19 protein-coding genes and 3 pseudogenes are annotated in these 22,659 nt (G+C 45.0%); 18 read left to right on the forward strand and 4 right to left on the reverse strand.

Annotation, left to right across the window (positions count from 1 at the left end; all coding sequences use genetic code 11):
* Positions 1 to 160 precede the first annotated feature (160 nt).
* Entirely contained in the window at positions 161 to 1,633 is a 1,473-nt protein-coding gene (locus SU60_RS09735) for an aminoacyl-histidine dipeptidase (RefSeq protein ID WP_041155352.1), read from the reverse strand.
* Between the two features lie 490 nt (positions 1,634 to 2,123).
* Between SU60_RS09735 and vcdP the strand changes: the two genes are divergently transcribed.
* The 15 genes and pseudogenes from vcdP (at position 2,124) to pgpA (ending at position 15,473) form a co-directional block, all read left to right on the forward strand.
* The gene (vcdP, locus tag SU60_RS22945) at positions 2,124 to 2,210 is read left to right on the forward strand and encodes a small protein VcdP (protein WP_481078884.1); all 87 of its coding nucleotides are present in this window, start codon (positions 2,124 to 2,126) and stop codon (positions 2,208 to 2,210) included.
* 480 nt (positions 2,211 to 2,690) lie between these two features.
* Positions 2,691 to 3,979 (forward strand): annotated as a pseudogene (locus SU60_RS09740) (NCS2 family permease).
* A 264-nt stretch (positions 3,980 to 4,243) separates the two neighbouring features.
* On the forward strand, positions 4,244 to 4,708 hold the full coding sequence (gpt, locus tag SU60_RS09745; protein ID WP_041155353.1) for a xanthine phosphoribosyltransferase: 465 nt from the start codon (positions 4,244 to 4,246) through the stop codon (positions 4,706 to 4,708).
* Between the two features lie 90 nt (positions 4,709 to 4,798).
* Positions 4,799 to 6,046 carry an esterase FrsA gene (frsA, locus tag SU60_RS09750; protein WP_041155354.1) on the forward strand — a complete coding sequence of 416 codons (1,248 nt, stop codon included), beginning with the start codon at positions 4,799 to 4,801 and terminating at the stop codon, positions 6,044 to 6,046.
* Between the two features lie 239 nt (positions 6,047 to 6,285).
* Complete coding sequence (gene crl / locus SU60_RS09755; RefSeq protein ID WP_041155355.1) at positions 6,286 to 6,675, forward strand: sigma factor-binding protein Crl; 390 nt, start codon at positions 6,286 to 6,288, stop codon at positions 6,673 to 6,675.
* 143 nt (positions 6,676 to 6,818) lie between these two features.
* On the forward strand, positions 6,819 to 7,958 hold the full coding sequence (proB, locus tag SU60_RS09760) for a glutamate 5-kinase (protein WP_041155356.1): 1,140 nt from the start codon (positions 6,819 to 6,821) through the stop codon (positions 7,956 to 7,958).
* A 17-nt stretch (positions 7,959 to 7,975) separates the two neighbouring features.
* Complete coding sequence (locus SU60_RS09765) at positions 7,976 to 9,226, forward strand: glutamate-5-semialdehyde dehydrogenase (protein ID WP_041155357.1); 1,251 nt, start codon at positions 7,976 to 7,978, stop codon at positions 9,224 to 9,226.
* A gap of 135 nt (positions 9,227 to 9,361) precedes the next feature.
* A complete protein-coding gene (gene nrdR, locus SU60_RS09770) occupies positions 9,362 to 9,811 on the forward strand; it encodes a transcriptional regulator NrdR (protein WP_041155358.1) in 450 nt (149 codons plus the stop codon).
* A gap of 21 nt (positions 9,812 to 9,832) precedes the next feature.
* Positions 9,833 to 10,956 (forward strand): annotated as a pseudogene (gene ribD, locus SU60_RS09775) (bifunctional diaminohydroxyphosphoribosylaminopyrimidine deaminase/5-amino-6-(5-phosphoribosylamino)uracil reductase RibD).
* Positions 10,957 to 10,968: 12 nt separating this feature from the next.
* Positions 10,969 to 11,622 (forward strand): riboflavin synthase, encoded by a 654-nt coding sequence (locus tag SU60_RS09780; RefSeq protein ID WP_041155359.1) that lies wholly within the window; start codon positions 10,969 to 10,971, stop codon positions 11,620 to 11,622.
* 74 nt (positions 11,623 to 11,696) lie between these two features.
* Complete coding sequence (ribBA, locus tag SU60_RS09785; protein ID WP_041155360.1) at positions 11,697 to 12,806, forward strand: bifunctional 3,4-dihydroxy-2-butanone-4-phosphate synthase/GTP cyclohydrolase II; 1,110 nt, start codon at positions 11,697 to 11,699, stop codon at positions 12,804 to 12,806.
* Between the two features lie 157 nt (positions 12,807 to 12,963).
* A complete protein-coding gene (ribH, locus tag SU60_RS09790) occupies positions 12,964 to 13,434 on the forward strand; it encodes a 6,7-dimethyl-8-ribityllumazine synthase (protein ID WP_005381572.1) in 471 nt (156 codons plus the stop codon).
* On the forward strand, positions 13,434 to 13,901 hold the full coding sequence (nusB, locus tag SU60_RS09795; RefSeq protein ID WP_041155361.1) for a transcription antitermination factor NusB: 468 nt from the start codon (positions 13,434 to 13,436) through the stop codon (positions 13,899 to 13,901). Before ribH ends, nusB begins: the two co-directional genes overlap by 1 nt.
* A 65-nt stretch (positions 13,902 to 13,966) precedes the next feature.
* Positions 13,967 to 14,931 (forward strand): annotated as a pseudogene (gene thiL, locus SU60_RS09800) (thiamine-phosphate kinase).
* Positions 14,932 to 14,966: 35 nt separating this feature from the next.
* On the forward strand, positions 14,967 to 15,473 hold the full coding sequence (gene pgpA / locus SU60_RS09805; protein ID WP_041155362.1) for a phosphatidylglycerophosphatase A: 507 nt from the start codon (positions 14,967 to 14,969) through the stop codon (positions 15,471 to 15,473).
* An 86-nt stretch (positions 15,474 to 15,559) separates the two neighbouring features.
* On the opposite strand, the gene dxs is transcribed toward pgpA, so the two are convergent.
* Genes dxs through xseB form a run of 3 tightly spaced genes read right to left on the reverse strand, consistent with a single transcriptional unit; the run spans position 15,560 to position 18,594 of the window.
* Positions 15,560 to 17,425, reverse strand: a complete 1,866-nt coding sequence (gene dxs, locus SU60_RS09810; protein ID WP_041155363.1) for a 1-deoxy-D-xylulose-5-phosphate synthase — start codon at positions 17,423 to 17,425, stop codon at positions 15,560 to 15,562.
* Positions 17,426 to 17,445: 20 nt separating this feature from the next.
* The gene (gene ispA / locus SU60_RS09815) at positions 17,446 to 18,330 is read right to left on the reverse strand and encodes a (2E,6E)-farnesyl diphosphate synthase (RefSeq protein WP_041155364.1); all 885 of its coding nucleotides are present in this window, start codon (positions 18,328 to 18,330) and stop codon (positions 17,446 to 17,448) included.
* 21 nt (positions 18,331 to 18,351) lie between these two features.
* Positions 18,352 to 18,594, reverse strand: coding sequence for an exodeoxyribonuclease VII small subunit (gene xseB, locus SU60_RS09820; protein ID WP_041155365.1), 243 nt, complete (start codon positions 18,592 to 18,594; stop codon positions 18,352 to 18,354).
* A gap of 265 nt (positions 18,595 to 18,859) precedes the next feature.
* On the opposite strand from xseB, the gene pomA reads away from it, so the two are divergent.
* The 3 genes from pomA to thiI all read left to right on the forward strand — a co-directional run bounded on the left by pomA (position 18,860) and on the right by thiI (position 22,268).
* Positions 18,860 to 19,621 carry a flagellar motor protein PomA gene (pomA, locus tag SU60_RS09825; protein ID WP_041155366.1) on the forward strand — a complete coding sequence of 254 codons (762 nt, stop codon included), beginning with the start codon at positions 18,860 to 18,862 and terminating at the stop codon, positions 19,619 to 19,621.
* A 14-nt stretch (positions 19,622 to 19,635) separates the two neighbouring features.
* Positions 19,636 to 20,601 carry a flagellar motor protein MotB gene (locus SU60_RS09830; protein WP_041155367.1) on the forward strand — a complete coding sequence of 322 codons (966 nt, stop codon included), beginning with the start codon at positions 19,636 to 19,638 and terminating at the stop codon, positions 20,599 to 20,601.
* A gap of 218 nt (positions 20,602 to 20,819) precedes the next feature.
* Positions 20,820 to 22,268 (forward strand): tRNA uracil 4-sulfurtransferase ThiI, encoded by a 1,449-nt coding sequence (gene thiI / locus SU60_RS09835; protein ID WP_041155368.1) that lies wholly within the window; start codon positions 20,820 to 20,822, stop codon positions 22,266 to 22,268.
* Positions 22,269 to 22,659: the final 391 nt, after the last annotated feature.

Here is a 22,659-nt window from a genome sequence, read left to right on the forward strand (position 1 = left end):
TGTTATCAATAATGTAACAATAGCTGCCATATCTCACGAATCATTATAGCTAAGGTTACGATAAAAAATTGTTATCATGACCGTCGGCTTACGCTTAGATAGATCAGCGAATACAAAAAGGAATGCAATGCATCCCTTTTCACATCGATAAGCGTATTACTTAGGCTTTTTCTGGAATGGCTTCTAAAAGAGCCACCATCTGATCCCAGAACAACTGCACCGTATCGATTTTGACTTTCTCGTCAGGTGAGTGAGGGAACTTAATGGTAGGGCCGAAAGACACCATATCCATATGTGGATAAGGTTCTTTGAAAAGACCGCATTCCAAACCAGCATGAATAACCATAATGTTTGGTTTGTTGCCATAAATCCCTTCGTACATATCACGGAAGATAGCCATGATTTCGGAGTCAGCGTCTGGTTTCCAGCCAGGGTATGCACCAGAGAAAGCAATATGTGCATCAGCAAGTTCTGCAATTGAACGAAGCATCCCCTCGACTTGACTGCGACCTGAATCAATCAAAGAGCGAATAAGACATAAAATAGTAACAGTGTCTTCTGTTGTGGTGATCACGCCGACGTTGAGTGAGGTTTCAACCACACCTTCAACGTCATCGCTCATGCGTATTACGCCATTTGGACAAGCGTTCAGTGCTGAGATAAAGCGTTTTTGGTCAGCGGCAACAAAGACCTTCGAATCGGAATTAATCTCGTCATTAAATGTGACGATATTGGTTTCTACTTTACCTAATTCCGCTTTAAGTAAGTCGGTATAGTGGTCAAAGGTTTCAGCCAGTTTTTCTTGTTTCTCGGCAGGTAATGCAACCGTGACAAACGCTTCGCGCGGTATCGCATTACGTAGGCTACCGCCCCGGAACTCTATCAAGCGTAGATCCAAGTCTTGAGCATGACCTGCTAGAAAACGACCAAGCAATTTGTTGGCATTACCGCGACCAGTATGAATATCGCAGCCTGAGTGACCGCCTTTTAGTCCTTTAAGAGTCAGCTGGCGCGTTACGTATCCTACAGGGATGTCATCACGGGTAATAGAGAAGGTCATGGAGCTATCGACGCCACCTGCGCAACCCATATACACTTCGCCTTCTTGCTCTGAGTCGGTATTGAGAAGAATATCACCTTCTAACCAACCTTCTTCGAGGCCGAATGCGCCTGTCATACCTGCTTCTTCGTCAATAGTCAGTAAGACTTCCAGTGGACCGTGCTTGATACCCTTTGAGGCTAAAACTGCAAGACAAGAGGCCATACCAATACCGTTGTCAGCACCCAAGGTTGTACCCTTCGCCGTTACCCATTCTCCATCAATGTAAGGCTGAATAGGATCGGTTGCGAAATCATGAACGGTGTCTTCATTCTTTTGTGGAACCATGTCGATGTGTGCTTGCAGTACGACACCTTTCTTGTTTTCCATGCCTGGCGTTGCAGGCTTTTTGATGAACACGTTGCCAGTAGGATCGCGACGAACTTCAAACCCTTGCTCGCTAGCCCAGTTAATAATGTATTGAGCGAGTGACTCTTCATGTTTTGATGGGTGAGGGATGGAACAAATTTTATCAAAAAACTGCCAAAGGGGAGCAGGTGATAAGGTACTGATCTCAGAATGGAATTCAGACACGTAAGACTCCTTTTGATGTGCTTTACCAAATATACTCTTAAAAATGAAAACCAAATTAGTAGAAGGTTCTGCATTGTTGAGTTTGGTTTAAATAAGGCTAAGGATACCACCACAGCGCACTAACGAGTAGTTGTCGCGGCGAGCATTTACGACAGAGTAGATTGAAAAGTGTCACAATTTACGTACATAAGTACTATGGGGGTGTACAGTAAGCCCCATCGGGTCGTATTGACGCTCTTACTGTATCTATGGTTAAAAGTTTTCTAACTTACAAATTTGTAATTAAATTACATCATTATTTTGATCTTTGTCAGTTTTTGTGATTTTTGTGATATTTGTCACTTAAAGTGTTGTAATTAATTTTCTTGATGGTATATTTATAACCAGCTTCTTAGAGAAGAATGAAACGCTCAAAGGATGAGTCCGAACCATCGCCTCCAAGGAACCGAGAAATCAACGACTGTTTTAATTGATTTAGAAGGTGATATTTATGAAAGGTTTACCAAGTACAATGTTCTGGACTAACAAGTCTGTTTACACCAGCAACTTTGTATACCCAACAAGCTTTGGCTACTAAACGCAGTCAACGCATGTGACTTGAACAGTTTGTTCACCCCTATAAATTGGAATTTTTTTTCAGTAGTAGTGCTGACCATGATTCGCCGCCACTCAATTTGAGTGGCGTTTTTTTATCTCTCTCTTTTAGACTGTTTAATTTCCAACCAGTAACTTTCTGTTATCTGATTACTTATCCCATTCATTCTATTTTTCTCTAATTCCAAAGCACTTAATGGTTACCAAAGTACTTTTTTACTTTGAAAGTTTACAACATTGTTCAATCTGTACACTTCCAGAATCTTCGTTTCCGATTAAATTATTCTTTATTTATTAGTGGGTAAGCTAAGTGCTAGCGCGATTTTCTAATGAATAGGTTTCATATTCTGGTAAAAAAAATACGTTAGAGTGAAAATTCTATCTGGAATTTGTTAATTGATGACTTTATAATTTTGCCAATCGATTACGCAACCGTTTACTTTACCTATTATAGGATTCGAACATGCTCGAAAGGCTCTTTAAACTCAGTGAAAATGGCACAAATGTGCGCACTGAGGTCATTGCAGGTATTACTACCTTCCTCACTATGGCATACATCATTTTTGTGAACCCAGCTATTTTGTCTGATACGGGGATGGATCGTGGTGCCGTTTTTGTTGCGACTTGTTTAGCAGCAGCGATTGGCTGTTTCATTATGGGACTAGTGGCAAACTACCCGATCGCACAAGCGCCAGGTATGGGACTGAATGCTTTCTTCACCTACTCGGTAGTATTAGGCATGGGTTACACTTGGCAAGTCGCATTGGCGGCGGTGTTTGTATCCGGCCTGCTTTTTATTGCGCTCAGTATATTTAAAATTCGTGAATGGATTATCAACTCGATACCACACTCACTGCGCACTGGTATCTCGGCCGGTATTGGTCTCTTCCTAGCCTTTATTTCATTAAAAAATGCCGGGATTGTTGTTGATAACCCTGCAACCTTAGTTTCTATGGGGCACATAACATCGTTACCAGCGTCTTAGCATCAATTGGTTTTTTCTTAACTATTGCGCTGGTTCATCGTGGTGTCAAAGGTGCGGTCATGATCGCGATTCTTGCGATCACTGGTCTAGGCATTGTTTTTGGTGATGTGCAATGGCATGGTTTGATGTCGACACCACCAAGTATTGCGCCTACTTTCTTGCAATTAGATTTTTCTGGCTTGTTTGAAGTTGGCATGATTTCCGTCGTGTTTGCATTTTTGTTTGTTGATTTGTTCGACACAGCTGGCACCTTGGTGGGTGTGTCTCAAAAAGCGGGTCTAACCGACGAAAACGGCAATATTCCTCGCTTGAATAAAGCGCTGCTTGCTGACTCTACAGCCACCTCTGTTGGTGCACTGTTAGGCACTTCAAACACGACATCCTACGTTGAAAGTGTGTCGGGCGTTGCCGCAGGTGGCCGTACTGGTCTCACCGCGGTTGTTGTAGGCGTCTTGTTCATTTTGGCACTGCTATTTTCTCCGCTTGCTGGAATGATCCCAGCTTACGCGACCTCTGGCGCTCTATTCTACGTTGCGATCCTTATGCTGTCTGGATTGGTAAGCATTGATTGGCGCGATCTAACAGAAGCTGCTCCCGTCGTTGTCACGTGTCTGGTTATGCCACTCACGTTCTCTATTGCAGAAGGCATTTCACTTGGTTTCATCGCTTATGCTGCGATCAAACTGTTCAGTGGTAAAGGTCGTGAGGTTTCTGCAAGCGTTTGGGTAATGGCAGCCATCTTCATTATTAAATACCTTGCTGGTTAATCATCTTTAGCAAAAGCCAGTGTGAATCGTGTGTTCGCACTGGCTTTTTTATTTTGACATTGTTCACCGAAATCGATTTTTCTACGCTCTCAACGTCGAATTTTGAGATCACCATTGGTATTAGGAAGGGGTTTCGGTAGAATAATCGTTTGCGCAGCTTGAAATCCCCGTATTGGTTCGTTTGTCGAACGCTAGTGAACGGTTCGCATGAATGCGTTTCGCTAGAATTAGGGATGCATATTTTAAAATAATTAGGTTATTACAATGAGTAAAAAATTCATCATCACTTGGGATGCGATGCAGAGCTATTGCCGTGAACTGGCAGAAAAACAGATGCCAGCTGAGCAATGGAAGGGCATTTGGGCCGTGAGCAGAGGTGGTTTGGTTCCTGGTGCGATTCTAGCTCGTGAGCTGGGTATTCGTTACGTCGATACCATCTGTATCTCTAGCTATGATCATGATCATCAGCACGACATGAGTGTACTTAAAGCGCCTGAGGGTGACGGTGAAGGTTACTTAATCGTTGAAGACCTAGTGGATAGTGGTGACACTGCGCGTAAATTACGTGAAATGTACCCGAAAGCAAAATTGATAGCTGTGTGTGCTAAACCTTCCGGTAAGGATTTGCTTGATGATTACGTGGTCGATATTGCGCAAGACACATGGATTGAACAGCCATGGGATATGTCTATCCAGTTTGCTGAGCCTGTGAATCGCAAGCGTAAATAGTCGCAGTGAAAGAATATTGAGAAATGCCCCTGTTTAGGGGCATTTTTTTTATTATCATGTAAATATTCTAGATAGCCTAAGGCTCAGTATATGTCTGAAGAAATAAGCAAAAACCTTTCCGAAACGTTATTTGTCAAGCACAAGCAAGCGAAAGAAACCTCCGCTCTTACTCAGTACATGCCAACCAGTCAAAAGATTCTTGATGAACGTTTGGAAGTTGGAGATCGCGCATGGTATCGACATTTACGCCGTCTGCAATGGGCATGGCAAGGGGTGTCACCCATTGAAATGGAAGGTGTTCTGTCCAAAATTGCTTCTTCATCTCACTCGAGAACGCACGATGATTGGTTGGATACCGTGATGGGTTACCACAATGGTAACTGGACATTTGAATGGATAAAACTGGGCATGGACCATCAACGCCGTTCGAGTGAGATGAAAGGTGAAGAGGCTGCCGATGAGCTGTTCACTGCCTCGTTGTGTTTTAGCATCGCAGGTTACCCTCACTTGAAGAACGATAACTTAGCGTTGCAGGCCCAAGTCTTAGCAAACAAGGCATATTCTGAGGGCGCAGAAAAAAGTAAATATACGATCAAGCAAATTGAAGTGCCTTACCAAAAACGAAAAATCATGGCGACATTACACTTACCAAGAACGGACAAACAATTGCCTGTTGTGATGGTGAGTGCAGGCTTGGACAGCTTACAAACGGATATGTGGCGCCTGTTTCGCAACCATTTTGCACCGAAAGACATTGCAATGTTGACGGTGGATATGCCGTCCATCGGACACAGTTCTCATTGGCCTTTGACTGAAGATACTAGCTGTTTACACCAAGCCGTGCTTAATGAGCTGTATTCCATTCCTTACGTTGACCACCACAAAGTTGGCTTGATTGGCTTTCGTTTCGGTGGCAATGCCATGGTTAGATTGTCGTTTGTCGAACAAGAAAAGATCAAAGCGTGTGTCGCAATGGGCGCGCCCGTTCACGACCTATTCACGTCACCGAAGAAACTGCAACAAATGCCTAAGATGTATCTTGATATGTTGGCGTCTAGGATTGGCAAGAGCCCTGTAGATATCAATAGCATGGCTGGCCAGATGATGGCTTGGTCGTTAAAAGTGCAAGGATTCTTGAGTCATCGAAAAACTAAAGTGCCAATATTGGCATTGGGTTTAGAGGGGGACCCCGTGTCGCCACACAGCGATAATCAGCTGGTGGCCTTGTTTAGTCATTATGGTAAAGCGAAGAAAATTAGTTCTAAAACAATTACAAAAGGGTATGAGCAATCCCTCGATTTAGCGATTAATTGGCTAGAAGATGAATTATTAAGATGACAACGCACCCAAATTAGTTAACAGTAGTGCATATGAGCAAAAAATAAGCTCTGCAATACTCTAGTAACGTCAAGATGGTTGCTCTGCGAGTATGTATTCGCTTTTTGGAATGACGATGATTTGGATACATTGTCATTCTTGGTGAAAAAAGCGGTACCGCGATTTATGACTTCATCTTGAGGTGGCAAGAGTATGAACATAACTATTCTTGGGTGTTTATTATGAAAATGGAGATTCATATGTCACAAACAGCTCAAGGACCGACTCATTTTCGCTTGATGTCAAAGTTAAAAGGGATAGGTCCTTATCTACGCGAGCCTCAATCACAACAAGGGCGCTACTATTTTGATTGCCTTTCGGTTTGTGTAGACGATAAAAAGTCACCAGAAAAACGCGAGTTTTGGGGGTGGTGGATGGATTTAGAATCCATTGACGGTGGTTTTACCGCAAACTACCACATTGGCAAGTACAATAAAGAAGGCCAATGGGTGTCTGAAACCCTACCAAAGAAAACCGTTGAGGAAGTCTATGCAACGCAAAGCACCTTCCATCAAAAGTTAGTCGATACGTTAGAAGAGCATTTCAAATTAGAAGTTGAATACCATACGGAGTCTTTCGATTTTGCTTAATTTGACTGTTTTATTTTGATATTTGGCTGTTTTCTTTTTATATACAGTAAAAAGGTGCGTTTTCGCACCTTTTCTCTTGTTTAATACCGCTTGGATTGTTAAAACATCCTCTCTTTATATTTGTTTTCACTTCAAAAGACATCATGACAACGAATCAACAAAATGCAGATGTTTCGCAACCTCAAACGGTCGTTGTGAAACTGGGTACAAGTGTGCTGACAGGCGGTACATTGGCGTTAGACCGTGCTCATATGGTTGAGCTGGCACGTCAGTGTGCTGAACTTAAGAAACAAGGCCATTCCATCGTAATGGTTTCGTCTGGTGCTATCGCAGCAGGGCGTGAGCACCTTGGATACCCCGCACTCCCCAACGAGATGGCGAGCAAACAGTTGCTGGCTGCTGTGGGACAAAGTTGCTTGATTCAAACATGGGAGTCTTTATTTGCCATTTATGGGATTAAGATCGGCCAAATGCTGCTTACGCGTGCTGACTTGGAAGATCGTGAACGCTTTTTGAATGCTCGCGATACCGTCAATGCACTGGTCGCAAACGACATTATTCCAATCGTGAATGAAAACGATGCCGTGGCAACCAGTGAAATCAAAGTAGGCGACAACGACAACTTATCGGCACTCGTGGGCATTTTATGTGGTGCGGATAAGTTACTGCTTCTTACTGATCAGAAAGGGTTATTTACCGCGGATCCACGCAAAGACCCTAATGCTGAGTTGATCAAAGAAGTAAAAACCATTGATGATACATTGCGTAAAATCGCAGGTGGTAGTGGAACAACACTAGGTACTGGTGGTATGGCAACCAAGCTCCAAGCTGCTGATATTGCGCGTCGAGCGGGGATTGAGGTCATTATCGCAGCGGGCAGCGCACCAAACGTTATTTTTGATTCATTGAGCGCAGAGCCACAAGGTACCCGTTTCTTACCGTGTGCAGAATCATTGGAAAACCGCAAGCGTTGGATCTTAGCGGGCCCAGCGGCTTCTGGTGATATTATTATTGATGATGGTGCAGTTAAGGCTGTTGTGGAAAAGGGCAGCAGCCTATTGGCCAAAGGAGTAACTAAAGTGAGTGGTGACTTTGCTCGTGGTGAAGTTGTGCGAGTGACAAACACACACGGTAAGTTAGTCGCACGTGGTATCAGTGCCTATTCCAATGACGACCTAACTAAAATTGCGGGTAAGCACAGTAAAGATATTATCTCTATTTTAGGCCATGATTATGGCTCTGAAGTCATTCATAGAGATGACCTTGTCGTCATTCAAGAATAGAAATTAAGGGAAGCAACGTGGATTTAACGTACATGGGAAAAGCTGCCAAAGACGCAGCATTTGAACTGGCGACAGCGTCAACAGCACAGAAAAACCAAGCACTTGCCATCATCGCGGATGAGCTAGAAGCAAACTCAGCAGCCATTTTGGCTGCGAACGCGAAGGACATCGATCTTGGCCGTGAAGCAGGTTTAACCGAAGCTTTACTTGACCGATTGCTTCTAAACGAGGAGCGACTCACAGGTATTGCCAATGATGTTCGTAATGTCATCAGCTTGAGCGACCCGGTTGGCAGTGAAATTGACAGTAAAGTATTAGAAAACGGCATGTCGCTATCACGACGTCGCGTACCACTGGGTGTGGTTGGCGTGATTTACGAAGCGCGTCCGAACGTGACAATTGATATCGCTGCTTTGTGTCTGAAAACCGGCAACGCCAGTATCTTGCGCGGGGGGAAAGAAACGTTCTTCTCGAATATGGAGTTGGTTAAAGTTATCCAGTCAGCGTTAGCAAAAGCGAACCTGCCAGCTGCCTCAGTTCAATACATTGAAAAGCCAGACCGTGAATTGGTGTCTCAACTGCTTAAACTCGATGACTATGTGGATATGATTATTCCTCGTGGTGGCGCTGGTTTGCATAAAATGTGCAAAGAGAACAGTACCATTCCCGTTATTATCGGTGGTTTTGGTATCAGTCATATCTTTGTCGATGAATCTGCCGATCTAGCAAAATCGTTGAACGTAGTTGAAAACTCAAAAGTTCAACGTCCTTCAGCCTGTAATTCGCTCGATACATTACTAGTACATGAAAACATTGCCGCAGACTTCCTACCTATGTTGGTCGAACGCCTAAATGACAAAGTCACTTTTGTTGCAGAAACAAAGGCGAAAGCTTTGATGGTGGATGCTAAACAAATTCGTGAAGCGGGCGAAGGAGACTTCGATACTGAATGGCTGAGTTTCACGTTAGGTGTGAAAGTGGTGTCGGACGTAAAAGATGCGATTGACCATATGCGCGTACACAACGCCAGTCACTCTGATGCGATCATGACTAACAGCCTTGAAAATTCTGAGTTGTTTATAAACTCTGTCGGCTCTGCAGCGGTTTACGTTAACGCAGCAACACGATTTACCGACGGTGCGCAATTTGGTCTAGGTGCTGAAGTCGCTGTATCGACACAAAAACTGCACGCGCGTGGGCCTATGGGCCTAGAAGAGCTAACCAGTTATAAATGGGTGGGGAAAGCCAACTATTTAGCACGGAGTTAGCCACTTTAGTACGAAGTTAACAAAAACAATCTCATATTGAATGAAAAAGGGGCGTCAGTGCCCCTTTTTGTTTTCTCTAAGTTATCAATTCCGCTACACTATTGATGCTTTTTAAGCGGTTTATTTGGAGGTGATATGCATTGTCCTTTTTGTTCCGAGAACGAAACAAAAGTAATAGATTCCCGACTGGTTGCAGATGGTCACCAGGTCCGTCGTCGACGTCAGTGTCTCGCATGCAGTGAGCGCTTTACGACATTCGAAACAGCTGAACTGGTCATGCCTAAAGTGATCAAATCAAATGGCAACCGTGAACCGTTCGATGAAGATAAAATGGTAGGCGGTATCCAGCGCGCTCTAGAAAAACGTCCTGTGAGTGCCGACGCCATTGAATTAGCGATCAGTATGATTAAATCGCAACTTCGTGCTACGGGTGAGCGTGAAGTTCCAAGTGACATGATTGGTAACTTAGTCATGGATCAGCTCAAAGAGTTGGACAAAGTGGCTTATATCCGTTTTGCATCGGTCTATCGCAGCTTCGAAGATATTCGAGAGTTTGGTGAAGAGATCGCCCGCCTTGAAGATTAAACCTTGAGAACCAAACAAAGCATGACTCAACACACTCCTCAGACAGAATATTCTCCTCAAGATTTTGCGATGATGTCACGTGCGATTACGTTAGCGAAACAAGGCATGTATACGACCGCACCAAATCCTAACGTCGGATGCGTTATTGTCCGTGACGAACAGATTGTGGGCGAAGGTTATCACTACCGTGCGGGAGAGCCTCATGCTGAAGTGCACGCTTTGCGTATGGCTGGTGATAAAGCTCAAGGTGCGACGGCGTATGTGACACTGGAGCCCTGTTCTCATTATGGTCGTACGCCACCTTGCGCAGAAGGCTCATTAACGCCAAAGTAGCCCGTGTGGTATGTGCAATGCAAGATCCCAACCCTAGAGTCTCGGGTCGCGGTATTCAAATGCTACGTGATGCAGGCATTGACGTCCAAGTCGGTTTACTTGAGATCGATGCGCTTATGCTTAACAGGGGCTTTATTAAGTTCATGCAAACCGATATGCCATTCGTTCAACTAAAAATGGCGGCAAGCTTAGATGGGCAAAGCGCTCTAAGCAATGGTCAGAGCCAGTGGATTACCTCCTCGCAAGCTCGCCAAGATGTACAACGATTTCGCGCTATGAGTGGTGGAGTCTTGTCGACCAGTAAGACGGTGATTGATGATGATGCCTCGTTAAATGTTAGATGGAATGATTTACCCGCGAGTGTAAAATCTCAGTATGCTGCGGAAGATGTGCGTCAACCGAGTCGAGTGATATTAGATCGACAACATCAACTTAAACCGGATCTCAAATTGTTCAACAGCGCCGGGGAGCGTATCCTTGTTAGTAGCGAGGGTGATATCGCACCGCAATTGGACAATGCTGGACAAATTGATCTTGCGGCAACATTAAAAAGAGTCGCAAACAAGTATCAAATTAACCATCTGTGGGTTGAAGCGGGCGCGACACTCGCCAGTGCACTGATTCACGCTAACCTTGTGGATGAATTGGTGGTTTATCTTGCTCCTAAGTTAATGGGCAGTGATGGCCGAGGTCTCATTGGCGCGCTTGGACTTACCGACATGGCAGAGGTCATTGACTTGGACGTTACCGATGTGCGCATGATCGGGCCGGATATTCGTATTACTGCCTCCATTGCGCGCAAAGAACTTTAGAAAAGAAGCACTATGTTTACAGGAATTGTTGAAGCAGTAGGTAAACTTACTGCGATTACCCCCAAAGGTGAAGACATCACCGTAACGGTAGAAACGGGGACGTTGGATATGTCTGACGTTAAGCTCGGTGACAGTATCGCGACCAACGGTGTGTGTTTAACGGTCATTGATTTCGGCCCGAACCATTACAGTGCCGATTTGTCGTTAGAAACGCTGAAAATGACGGGTTTTGCACAATATCAGGTAGGGGAGAAGGTTAACCTAGAAAAAGCCATGTTACCGACGACACGTTTTGGTGGTCATATCGTATCTGGACACGTCGATGGCGTTGGTGAAATTATTGAACGCAATCAGGTTGGGCGTGCGATAGAGTTTTGGGTTGCGATGCCAGCAGAAATTAGCAAGTACGTTGCAGGAAAAGGCTCGATAACGGTGGATGGCATTAGCCTGACCGTGAACGATCTGCGCAAGAATGCGTTTAAGCTCACCATTGTGCCTCACACGAGTGAAGAGACAACGATCGATCAATTCCAAGTGGGTCGTAAAGTGAACTTAGAAGTGGATGTGCTCGCTCGCTATATGGAGCGATTGCTTCAAGGACAGCAAGAAGAAAAATCAGAATCGCGTATCACTATGGAATTCTTGCAGAAAAACGGGTTTGCTTAAACCGCTCAACATGTTGAGATCCTACTCAGTCACGACCAGTGTGTAATAATAAATTTAAAAACGGGAAACAGAATATGCCAATCAGTACACCACAAGAAATTATTGACGATATTCGCTTAGGTAAAATGGTCATCTTGATGGATGATGAAGACCGAGAGAATGAAGGTGACTTGATCATGGCTGCCGAGCATATTACGCCGGAAGCGATCAACTTTATGGCGACCCACGGGCGAGGTTTGATCTGCCTGACCATGTCCAAAGAGCGTTGTGAAAAACTGGGTTTGCCACCGATGGTGCAAGACAACAATGCTCAGTACACCACGAATTTTACTGTATCGATTGAAGCTGCTGAAGGCGTGACAACGGGTATCTCTGCTGCTGACCGAGCTCGCACTGTCCAAGCGGCTGTTGCTCCGGATGCCAAAGCGGCGGATTTGGTTCAACCTGGCCATATCTTCCCATTAGCAGCGCAAGAGGGTGGAGTATTAACACGCGCGGGCCATACGGAAGCCGGGTGTGACTTAGCTCGTCTAGCTGGCTTTGAGCCCGCTTCTGTAATCGTCGAAATTTTAAACGATGATGGCAGTATGGCTCGTCGACCAGATCTCGAAGTCTTTGCTGAAAAGCACGGTATTAAATTGGGTACGATTGCCGATTTAATCGAATATCGAAATAACACTGAAACGACCATTGAGCGAGTGGCTGAATGTAAGTTACCGACTGAGTTTGGTGAGTTTAACTTGGTTACGTACAAAGATACGATCGATAATCAAGTGCACTATGCAATGTGCCGCGGCGACCTCAAAGGTGATGCGCCGTTGGTACGTGTCCATCTCCAAGATGTATTTACTGACTTATTGCGCAGTGACCGTAACGCAGAGCGCAGTTGGACGCTGGACAAAGCAATGAAACGTATTGGTGAAGAAGGTGGGGTGTTAGTGGTACTTGGGCATGAAGACTCCACTGAACTGCTGATCCATCGCGTCAAAATGTTTGAAGCGCAAGACAAAGGAGAGGCTCCAACTCTTGCTAAGAAGCAGGGAACGTCGCGTCGGGTTGGGGTTGGCTCTCAGATTCTTGCTGATCTTGGCGTGAATGATATGCGTTTGCTCTCGTCGACCAATAAGAAATACCACGCCTTAGGTGGTTTTGGTCTGAACGTCGTTGAGTACGTTTGCGAATAAGCGTTGAGCGTAAAGTTTTTAGTCTTTATGTCGTTCATGCCGTAAAGGGTTAGGGACGCTAATTTCTATTAGATATTGCTCACAAATTTGTGCTAGAATCCGGCGATTCTCACTTGAAGAAAATATTTCACTTATAAATAGAGTTAAAGGAAAGCTTATGAAAGTGATCGAGGGTGGCTTCCCAGCGCCAAATGCAAAAATTGCTATCGTTATTTCTCGTTTCAATAGTTTTATTAACGAAAGCCTACTTTCTGGTGCGATCGATACACTAAAACGTCACGGACAAGTAAGCGAAGACAACATTACTGTTGTACGTTGCCCAGGTGCCGTCGAGCTGCCTCTTGTTGCTCAACGTGTTGCTAAAACTGGCAAATTTGATGCGATTGTATCTTTGGGTTCAGTTATTCGCGGCGGTACGCCTCACTTTGACTATGTTTGTAGTGAAATGAATAAAGGTCTGGCGCAAGTGTCTATGGAATTCAGTATTCCAGTTGCATTTGGTGTTTTGACTGTTGATACGATCGATCAAGCGATTGAACGCGCAGGAACCAAGGCTGGTAATAAAGGTGCAGAGGCTGCACTAAGCGCACTTGAAATGATTAATGTACTATCTGAAATTGATTCCTAATGGGGGCCAGTGTGAAACCAGCCGCACGTCGTAATGCACGTCAATTCGCTCTACAAGCGATCTATTCATGGCAAATTACCAAAGAGAATGTTGCCACGATCGAACAACAGTTTTTGTCTGGTGACAAATACGATGAAGAAGATCTTCACGCATCAGAACCAGCGCTTACTGCGCCAGAAACTGACGTAGAGTATTTTCGTGAACTACTAGGCGGTGTTGTACTTAGCCACGCTGAACTAGATAGTAAAATCCGTCCATACACTTCCCGTCCGATGCAGGACCTGGATATGATGGAACTCGCCCTTCTTCGTCTTGCTATGTACGAGATGACGCGTCGCGAAGATGTTCCTTACAAAGTTGTTATCAATGAAGCGATTGAACTTGCAAAAGTATTTGCAGCTGAAGATAGCCACAAGTTTGTAAATGGTGTACTTGATAAAGCCGCACCTCACGTTCGCAAGAAATAACAATTTCTTTTATGAAAAGGTCAGCATACGCTGACCTTTTTTATGTCAATAAGATAGATGTCATGATGTCTGGTGAATTTAACCTGATTGAGAAGTATTTTGTTGGTCGTCAAAACCAACGCAAAGATGTTCACCTAGCCGGAGGGGATGACTGTGCTCTGGTCAAAGCCCCTGCGAATGTTCAGATCGCAATTAGCACTGATACATTAGTGGCTGGTACTCATTTTCTGCCGCACGCCAACCCTGCTTGGGTTGCCCACAAAGCATTGGCTTCGAACATTAGTGATTTGCTGCCATGGGGGCGACGCCTGCTTGGGTCAGTTTTGCTTTAACAATGCCGGAGCCTGATGAAGCGTGGTTAGCGCCTTTTTGTGATGCCTTTTTTGCGCTCGCCGATTATTTTGGTATCCAGTTAATTGGTGGCGATACGACGAAAGGCCCGTTGAGCTTAACACTCACGGTGCAAGGCTTTGTCGCAGAAGGAAAAGCACTGCAACGATCCGGCGCAAATGTGGGGGATTGGGTGTATGTGACAGGAAATCTGGGTGATGCGAAAGCGGGGTTAGATGTTATTCTTGATGACGCACTGCGTCACCGAGTTGGGGCTGAAGCGTTAGAAAAAGCTCATTACCTTAGTACGCCTCGAGTATTGGCTGGACAGGCATTAGTTGGTCTTGCATCATCAGCGATAGATATCTCAGATGGACTTATTTCTGATATAAAGCATATTTTGCAACGCTCGCAAGTTGGTGTCAGTATTGATGTCTCGCAATTGCCTATCTCTTCGGAGCTTGCTCAGTTTTTAGATGATAAGGTGAGTGCGCAGCAATACGCTTTATCCAGCGGTGAAGAGTATGAGTTGTGTTTTACGGTCTCGGAACAAAATCGTGGATCACTACAAAGTGCACTGTCTCATATTGGGTGTAAAGTCACCTGCATCGGTCAAATTAGGCCGAATGGTACGTTTGAGCTGCATGATAATCATCAACCTCTCGATTGGGACCTGAGTGGTTTTGACCACTTCCAGTAACATCGAAGCCAAACCCGTAGAATAGGTTTAACAATATGACGAACCCTCTTTATCTGCTTTCATTAAAAAATCCATGGCATTTATTGGCCACCGGCTTTGGTAGTGGTTTATCGCCACTCATTCCGGGAACCATGGGCACGTTAGCGGCGGTTCCTTTCTTTTTACTCTTGGCGCAGTTGCCTTTTGCTGCGTATGTGGTTGTCGTTCTGATCTCATGTGTTGTTGGCATTAAGATCTGCCAGGTGACGTCTGATGATATGGGCGTCCATGACCACGGTTCGATTGTGTGGGATGAGTTCGCTGGTTTTTGGATCACCATGGGTATTGTTCCTGCGCTGAATATCCCTATCACTGAGTGGAAGTGGTTACTTACAGGATTTATCTTGTTTCGCTTTTTCGACATGGTGAAGCCTTGGCCGATTGGATGGTTGGATAAGCGAATTCATGGTGGGTTAGGGATCATGGTTGATGATATCGTCGCAGGTATTATGGCTGGCGTTGTCCTGTATTTGGTCGCCCACTATGCTGGCTGGATGAAATAGCTCACTTCAGGTTGGCATCATGCGAGCACTAACGAATACAAAAAAGGGATGCTGACGCATCCCTTGTTTATATTTTATCGGTGTTTTTACTTGTTCAAGTAATCTGTGATAGCCGCTTCGATTCCTTTCGCATCTAGGCCAAGCTCTTCGTGCAGCTCTTCTTGTGTGCCTTGAGGAATAAAGGCGTCTGGTAAACCGAGGTTGAGTACTGGCATGATGATTTTATCTTTCATCATGAACTCCACCACGCCAGCACCTGCACCGCCAGCAACGACGTTTTCTTCTAACGTGATAAGCACATCATGCTCCGCAGCCAGCTGACGAATAAGGGCTTCGTCCAGTGGTTTGACAAAACGCATGTCTGCCACGGTCGCATTGAGTTTTTCTGCCGCTTCTAACGCGTTAGCTAAGAACGTACCAAAGTTTAGAATGGCGACTTTATTGCCTTCACGTAAGATTCGACCTTTACCGATTTCAAGTGCAGAAAATTCGTTGTTAACCTCTGTCCCCATGCCACTGCCGCGTGGGTAACGCACGGCACTTGGCCCGGTATGTTTGTGGCCTGTGTAGAGCATCTGACGGCACTCGTTTTCGTCACTTGGCGCCATGATCACCATGTTTGGAATGCAGCGCATAAAGCTCAAGTCAAAGGCACCTTGGTGCGTTTGACCGTCTGCACCAACAAGTCCTGCTCGATCTATTGCGAACATCACTGGTAAGTTCATAATTGCAATGTCATGGATTAACTGATCGTAGCCACGCTGCAAGAACGTTGAGTAGATAGCGACGATCGGGTGGTTACCCGCAATCGCCATGCCGGTGGCGAGTGTCACTGCATGTTGCTCTGCGATAGCAACATCAAAGTATTGCTCTGGGTATTCTTTTGAAAATCGAACCATGCCAGATCCTTCGCGCATGGCGGGCGTGATAGCCATCAGTTTAGGATCTTGAGAGGCCATATCACATAAGAAATCACCAAAGATTTTTGAAAAGGTCGGCTTGCCACCGCTGCTCTTTGGAAGGCAGTTATGGCTTGGATCAAATTTCGGTACACCATGATACCCAATAGGATCTTTCTCTGCTGGCTCATAACCTTTGCCTTTTTTAGTCATGATATGCAGAAATTGTGGACCTTTCAGTTCACGCATATTTTTCAGCGTTTTGACCAGTTCATTCACATCGTGTCCATCAATAGGGCCAATGTAATTGAAACCGAACTCTTCAAACAGAGTGCCTGGCACCACCATGCCTTTAAGGTGCTCTTCCGTACGACGTACTAACTCTTTGATTGGCGGTACGCCCGAAAGCACTTTTTTGCCCCCTTCGCGAATGGAAGTATAAAGGCTGCCTGACAGGACTTTGGCTAAATGATTGTTCAGCGCGCCAACGTTTTCTGAAATCGACATTTCGTTGTCGTTTAAGATCACCAACATGTCAGGATGAATGTCACCAGCATGGTTCATCGCTTCAAAAGCCATGCCCGCGGTAATTGCGCCATCGCCGATCACACTGACAACCTTGCGGCCTTTTCCTTCTTGTTGTGCACTAATGGCCATACCAAGTCCAGCACTGATCGACGTAGAAGAGTGACCAACGGAGAGCGTGTCATATTCACTTTCTTCACGCCAAGGGAAGGGGTGTAACCCATCTTTTTGGCGGATGGTCGGCATCTTATCACGCCGTCCGGTTAGGATTTTATGTGGATAAGCCTGATGACCCACATCCCAGATCAATTGGTCAATTGGTGTGTTATAAACGTAATGCAGAGCGACCGTTAACTCTACGGTGCCTAAGCCAGACGCTAAGTGTCCGCTAGACTGGCTAACTGAATTTAGCAGATACGTTCGAAGCTCATCACACAGCGTTGGTAATGTTTCTTTTGGAAGTAGACGCAACTCTTCCGGAGTATTTGCTAAGGCCAGCGTTGGGTATTTTGAAATATCAAGAGTCATATAATTGCGCGCTTATAGTGTTAGTTCTTGCGCTCGATGACATATCGGGCGAACTCTTCTAGTAACTGGGTATTGTATGGGATAGCTTCCAATGCTTGAAGTGCTTCCTGCAGTAGAGTGTGAGCTTTCTCAATCGCTCCATCTAAACCCAGTAAAGACGGGTAAGTGCTTTTGTTCAACTCAAGGTCTGAACCTTGCGGCTTACCTAGTGTTTCTGTGTCACTAATGATATCAAGAATGTCGTCTTGAACCTGAAACGCTAAACCAATTGCTTTTGAGTAGCGTTCTAGCTGAGGTAAAACCTCAAGGCCTTTTTCACCAGCGGCGAGGGCTCCGAGTTTGACGGCGCAGTCGATCAGAGCGCCTGTTTTTTTGCGATGGATTTCTTCCATCTCGTGCAAAGATATTTGACGGTTTTCCGCAGCTAAATCGAGCGCTTGTCCAACACACATGCCATTGGCGCCAGAGGCGTCCGCTAAAGCTTTGATCATTTTGATTCGCTGAGGTTCAGCGTATGAACTCAGTTTGCCATCGGCAATGATTGTAAACGCGAGCGTTTGCAGGGCATCACCAGTCAGTATAGCCGTCGCTTCGTCAAACTTAATATGACACGTTAACTGACCTCGTCGCAGCTCGTCATCATCCATTGCAGGCAGATCATCATGGATAAGCGAGTAGGCGTGAATGCATTCGATAGCAGCAGCTGGGGTATCTAAATCTTCCGCCTCACAACCAAGCATTTGACCTGTGATGTAAACGAGATAAGGGCGAACGCGCTTACCGCCTAACAAAAGCCCATACTTCATTGCTTGAATCAATGGCTGCTCTTGATATGGGAGCTGTTCTAACCATAAATTCAATTGATGATTGTTTCTTTGTTGAAAAGACGTCAATGTCTGTTGCATCACATTGCTCACTACTGATTGTTACTCTGAATCTGGGGTGAAGTCACTTAACGGCGCCTCGTCATCTTCACTAAGTAGAATGCTGACACGTTGTTCCGCATCGCTTAACTTGGTTTGACCTGCTCGTGCGAGAGCAATGCCACGTTCAAACTTACGTAGGGCATCATCGAGGGCAAGATCCCCGTTCTCTAATTGTTCTACGACGCTATCGAGCTCTTCAATGGTTGCTTCGAAGGTCATGTTTTCAGGTTTCTTGACCGCCATCTCTTCTCTGCCTTAAATTCGCCTTTTATAGGATGCACGAAAGTTACCCTAGCCTAGTAACTTGGTCAAATTTAACCTCATAAAATTGTCACAAAATTGGCTCTAAATACCCGAGAAAGGCGAATAGTGAGAAATTAGAGAAGTGTGTCTGATCGTATTTGTGATCGGTTTACTAAGTTTTTCCTAAAAATTCTGTGTTTGTGGCCGATACAGTTGATAATTCGTCTTAAGTGGCAATATTGGATTTTAGCGTGAGGAGTGCTTTGTGGATTTAGCAACCCTATTAGGTTTGATTGGTGGTTTTGCCTTTGTCATCATGGCGATGATATTAGGCGGTAGCATTGGTATGTTTGTTGATGTGACCTCAATCCTTATTGTTGTAGGTGGCTCAACCTTTGTCGTGTTAATGAAGTTTACGATAGGGCAGTTCTTTGGTGCGACAAAAATCGCAGGTAAAGCTTTTATGTTTAAGTCGGACGAACCTGAAGATTTGATTGCTAAAATTGTCGAAATGGCTGACGCCGCACGTAAAGGTGGTTTTCTTGCATTAGAGGAAATGGAAATCACCAATAACTTTATGCAAAAGGGCATTGATTTGTTAGTCGATGGGCATGACGCCGACGTTGTGCGCGCCGCTTTGCAAAAAGATATCGCCCTCACGGATGAACGACACACGCAAGGAACGGGGGTTTTCCGCGCATTTGGTGACGTTGCTCCAGCGATGGGAATGATTGGTACCCTAGTTGGTTTGGTGGCAATGTTGTCGAATATGGACGATCCAAAATCGATAGGTCCTGCAATGGCTGTTGCGCTGTTAACCACGTTATATGGTGCGATTTTGTCGAATATGGTGTTCTTTCCTATTGCTGATAAATTGTCTCTGCGCCGGGATCAAGAGACGCTTAATCGCCGCTTGATTATGGACGGTGTTTTGGCCATTCAGGATGGTCAAAACCCACGTGTGATTGATAGTTATCTCAAAAACTACCTCAATGAGGGTAAACGTGCACTGGAAATTGATGAGTAGCCGGGAGAGTTAAAATGGATGATGAAGACAACAAATGTGATTGTCCGCCGCCTGGTCTCCCGCTGTGGATGGGCACGTTTGCTGACCTAATGTCACTGTTGATGTGTTTCTTTGTTTTGTTGCTGTCATTTTCAGAGATGGATGTCCTTAAGTTCAAGCAGATCGCGGGATCGATGAAATTCGCGTTTGGTGTGCAAAACCAACTTGAAGTGAAGGATATCCCCAAAGGCACCAGCATTATCGCGCAAGAATTTAGACCGGGAAGACCTGAGCCGACACCCATCGATGTCATCATGCAGCAGACTATGGACATCACCCAACAAACGTTGGAGTTTCATGAAGGGGAGTCCGATCGTGCTGGTGGTACCCAGCGAGATGAAGGGAAACTCACTGGAGGTCAGTCACCTGATACGTCTACCCGCAATAATCAGTCTTCAGAATCGGATAGGCAACAGCAGCAGTCCGAAACATCATCTCAGTCTCAGGAAGCGTCACAAGAGATGGAAACCTTGATGGAAAGCATCAAGAAGGCTTTGGAGCGAGAGATTGAGCAAGGCGCCATTGAAGTAGAAAACCTAGGGCAACAGATAGTGATTCGTATGCGTGAGAAAGGCGCCTTTCCGGAAGGTTCTGCGTTTTTACAGCCTAAATTTCGTCCTCTCGTTAGGCAGATAGCGGAGTTAGTCAAAGACGTTCCCGGTATTATTCGTATCTCTGGTCATACAGACAATCGGCCACTAGACTCGGAGCTCTACCGTTCTAACTGGGATCTTTCTTCTCAACGAGCGGTATCCGTCGCTCAAGAGATGGAGAAGGTCAGAGGTTTTTCACATCAGCGTTTACGTGTGCGAGGGATGGCGGACACTGAACCTCTGTTACCTAACGACTCAGACGAGAACCGTGCGTTAAACCGACGTGTGGAAATCAGTATCATGCAAGGTGAACCGCTCTATAGCGATGAAGTGCCTGTAATTCAGTGAGTAAGCGGGTTTTACTCGTGGTGTACATTTATTAAGCGAGCAAACTGCTCGCTTTTTTTGTCTTTCCAACCCGCTTGGGTGTATAATCTTGCGCCCTAAAAGTGAGCTCATCACATAGTATGGATCTGAGTATCCATTTCGCGTGTGCTTCGATTGATATAATATCGTTTTGTGAGTTCATTTCTTGTTGATTGCGAAACTAACCTGCGAATTAGACTATGAAATTTATTGTAAAGCCCCATCCAGAAATTTTTGTAAAAAGTGAATCTGTGCGTAAGCGCTTCACAAAGATTTTAGAGTGTAACATTCGTAATATCATCAAAAATCGCACGGAATCTGTGGCGGTATTTAACCGTCGCGATCACATTGAAGTGACCTCAGAGAGTAACGAATACCACGCTGAAGTTTTAGAAGTCTTAACCCACACACCTGGTATTCACCATGTTTTGGAAGTTAAGCAGTCAGAGTTCAAAGATTTACACGACATCTACGAGCAAGTTCTGGAACTCAGCCGTCCATTAATTGAAAACAAAACCTTCGTGGTTCGAGCTAAGCGTCGTGGAAAGCATGACTTCACCTCGATCGAGCTTGAACGTTATGTTGGTGGTGGTCTTAATCAGGCCGTAGAAAGCGCAAGCGTAAAACTACACAACCCTGATGTGACGGTTAAAGTCGAAGTTTCTGGTGACAAGCTCAACCAAGTACTATCGCGTCACAAAGGTTTGGGTGGTTTTCCTCTAGGAACCCAAGAAGATTTACTCAGTCTGATTTCTGGTGGATTTGATTCTGGTGTATCAAGCTACTTACACATTAAGCGCGGCTCAAAAGTCCATTACTGTTTCTTTAACCTTGGCGGCCCTGCTCACGAAATCGGTGTTAAGCAAGTCTCTTACTATCTATGGAACAAATACGGTTCCTCAGCGAAAGTGCGTTTTATCTCGGTAGATTTCGAACCCGTGGTCGCTGAAATTTTAGAGAAAGTTGATGATGGGCAAATGGGCGTTATCTTGAAGCGTATGTTCATGCGTGCTGCTGGAATGGTGGCTGAGAAGTTCAAGATTGAAGCCTTGGTGACGGGTGAGGCGCTTGGTCAAGTTTCTAGCCAAACGCTGACTAACCTACGTCATATTGATAACGTGACAGACACGCTGATTCTTCGCCCTCTGATTAACTGGGATAAAGAAGACATCATCAACCTAGCACGCGAGATTGGTACTGAAGACTTTGCTAAGACCATGCCAGAGTACTGTGGTGTGATTTCTAAAAAGCCAACAGTGAAAGCAGTAAAAGCGAAGCTAGAAGCAGAAGAAGAGAAATTTGATTTCAGCATCTTAGACAATGTGGTGAAAGAAGCGCGCGTGATGGATATTCGTGATATTGCTAAAGAGTCTGAGAAAGCGGCACCAGAAGTCGAGCAGGTACAAGCGGTTGAGGAGCATGCGGTTGTCCTCGATATCCGTAGCCCAGAAGAGGAAGATGACAACCCGTTAGTTATTGACGGTGTGGAAGTGAAACACATTCCTTTCTACAAACTGGGAACACAGTTCGGTGATTTAGAGCAGTCTAAAACGTATCTGTTGTATTGTGACCGTGGTGTCATGAGCCGTTTGCAAGCGCTATATTTGCAAGAGCAAGGCTTCAACAATGTGAAAGTGTACCGTCCTTAAACATTGACAGATTGATCTTCCCCTAGATTGGTTGAAATGAAAAAGCGCAAATTGAACATTCAATTTGCGCTTTTTTGTTTGCTGAGGCTTTTTGACGCATAAAAAAAACACCGCCTAAAAGGCGGTGCAAGAAATTTGACAGACAGGTCAAAATAAATACAGGAAGTATCTGTTTTGTCTTTGGGATAGTAGACAAAACACTTCGGTAGAAAACTACCTAACTCGAAATACGAGTTTGCAAACACAACATCGCAACGACAAAGCCAATTGATTCCAAAAGAAACCAAGCCGTTCTGGCTCGCGTTGCGGGGGGAAATATAGAATTTATCTGGCTGTTCGACAATGGACATTTTATAATGTTTCAGATAAAAAAAACTAATCTTATTTGGGG

The sequence above is a fragment of the Vibrio mytili genome (genome assembly GCF_000830505.1).
In the GTDB taxonomy this organism is placed as follows: domain Bacteria; phylum Pseudomonadota; class Gammaproteobacteria; order Enterobacterales; family Vibrionaceae; genus Vibrio; species Vibrio mytili.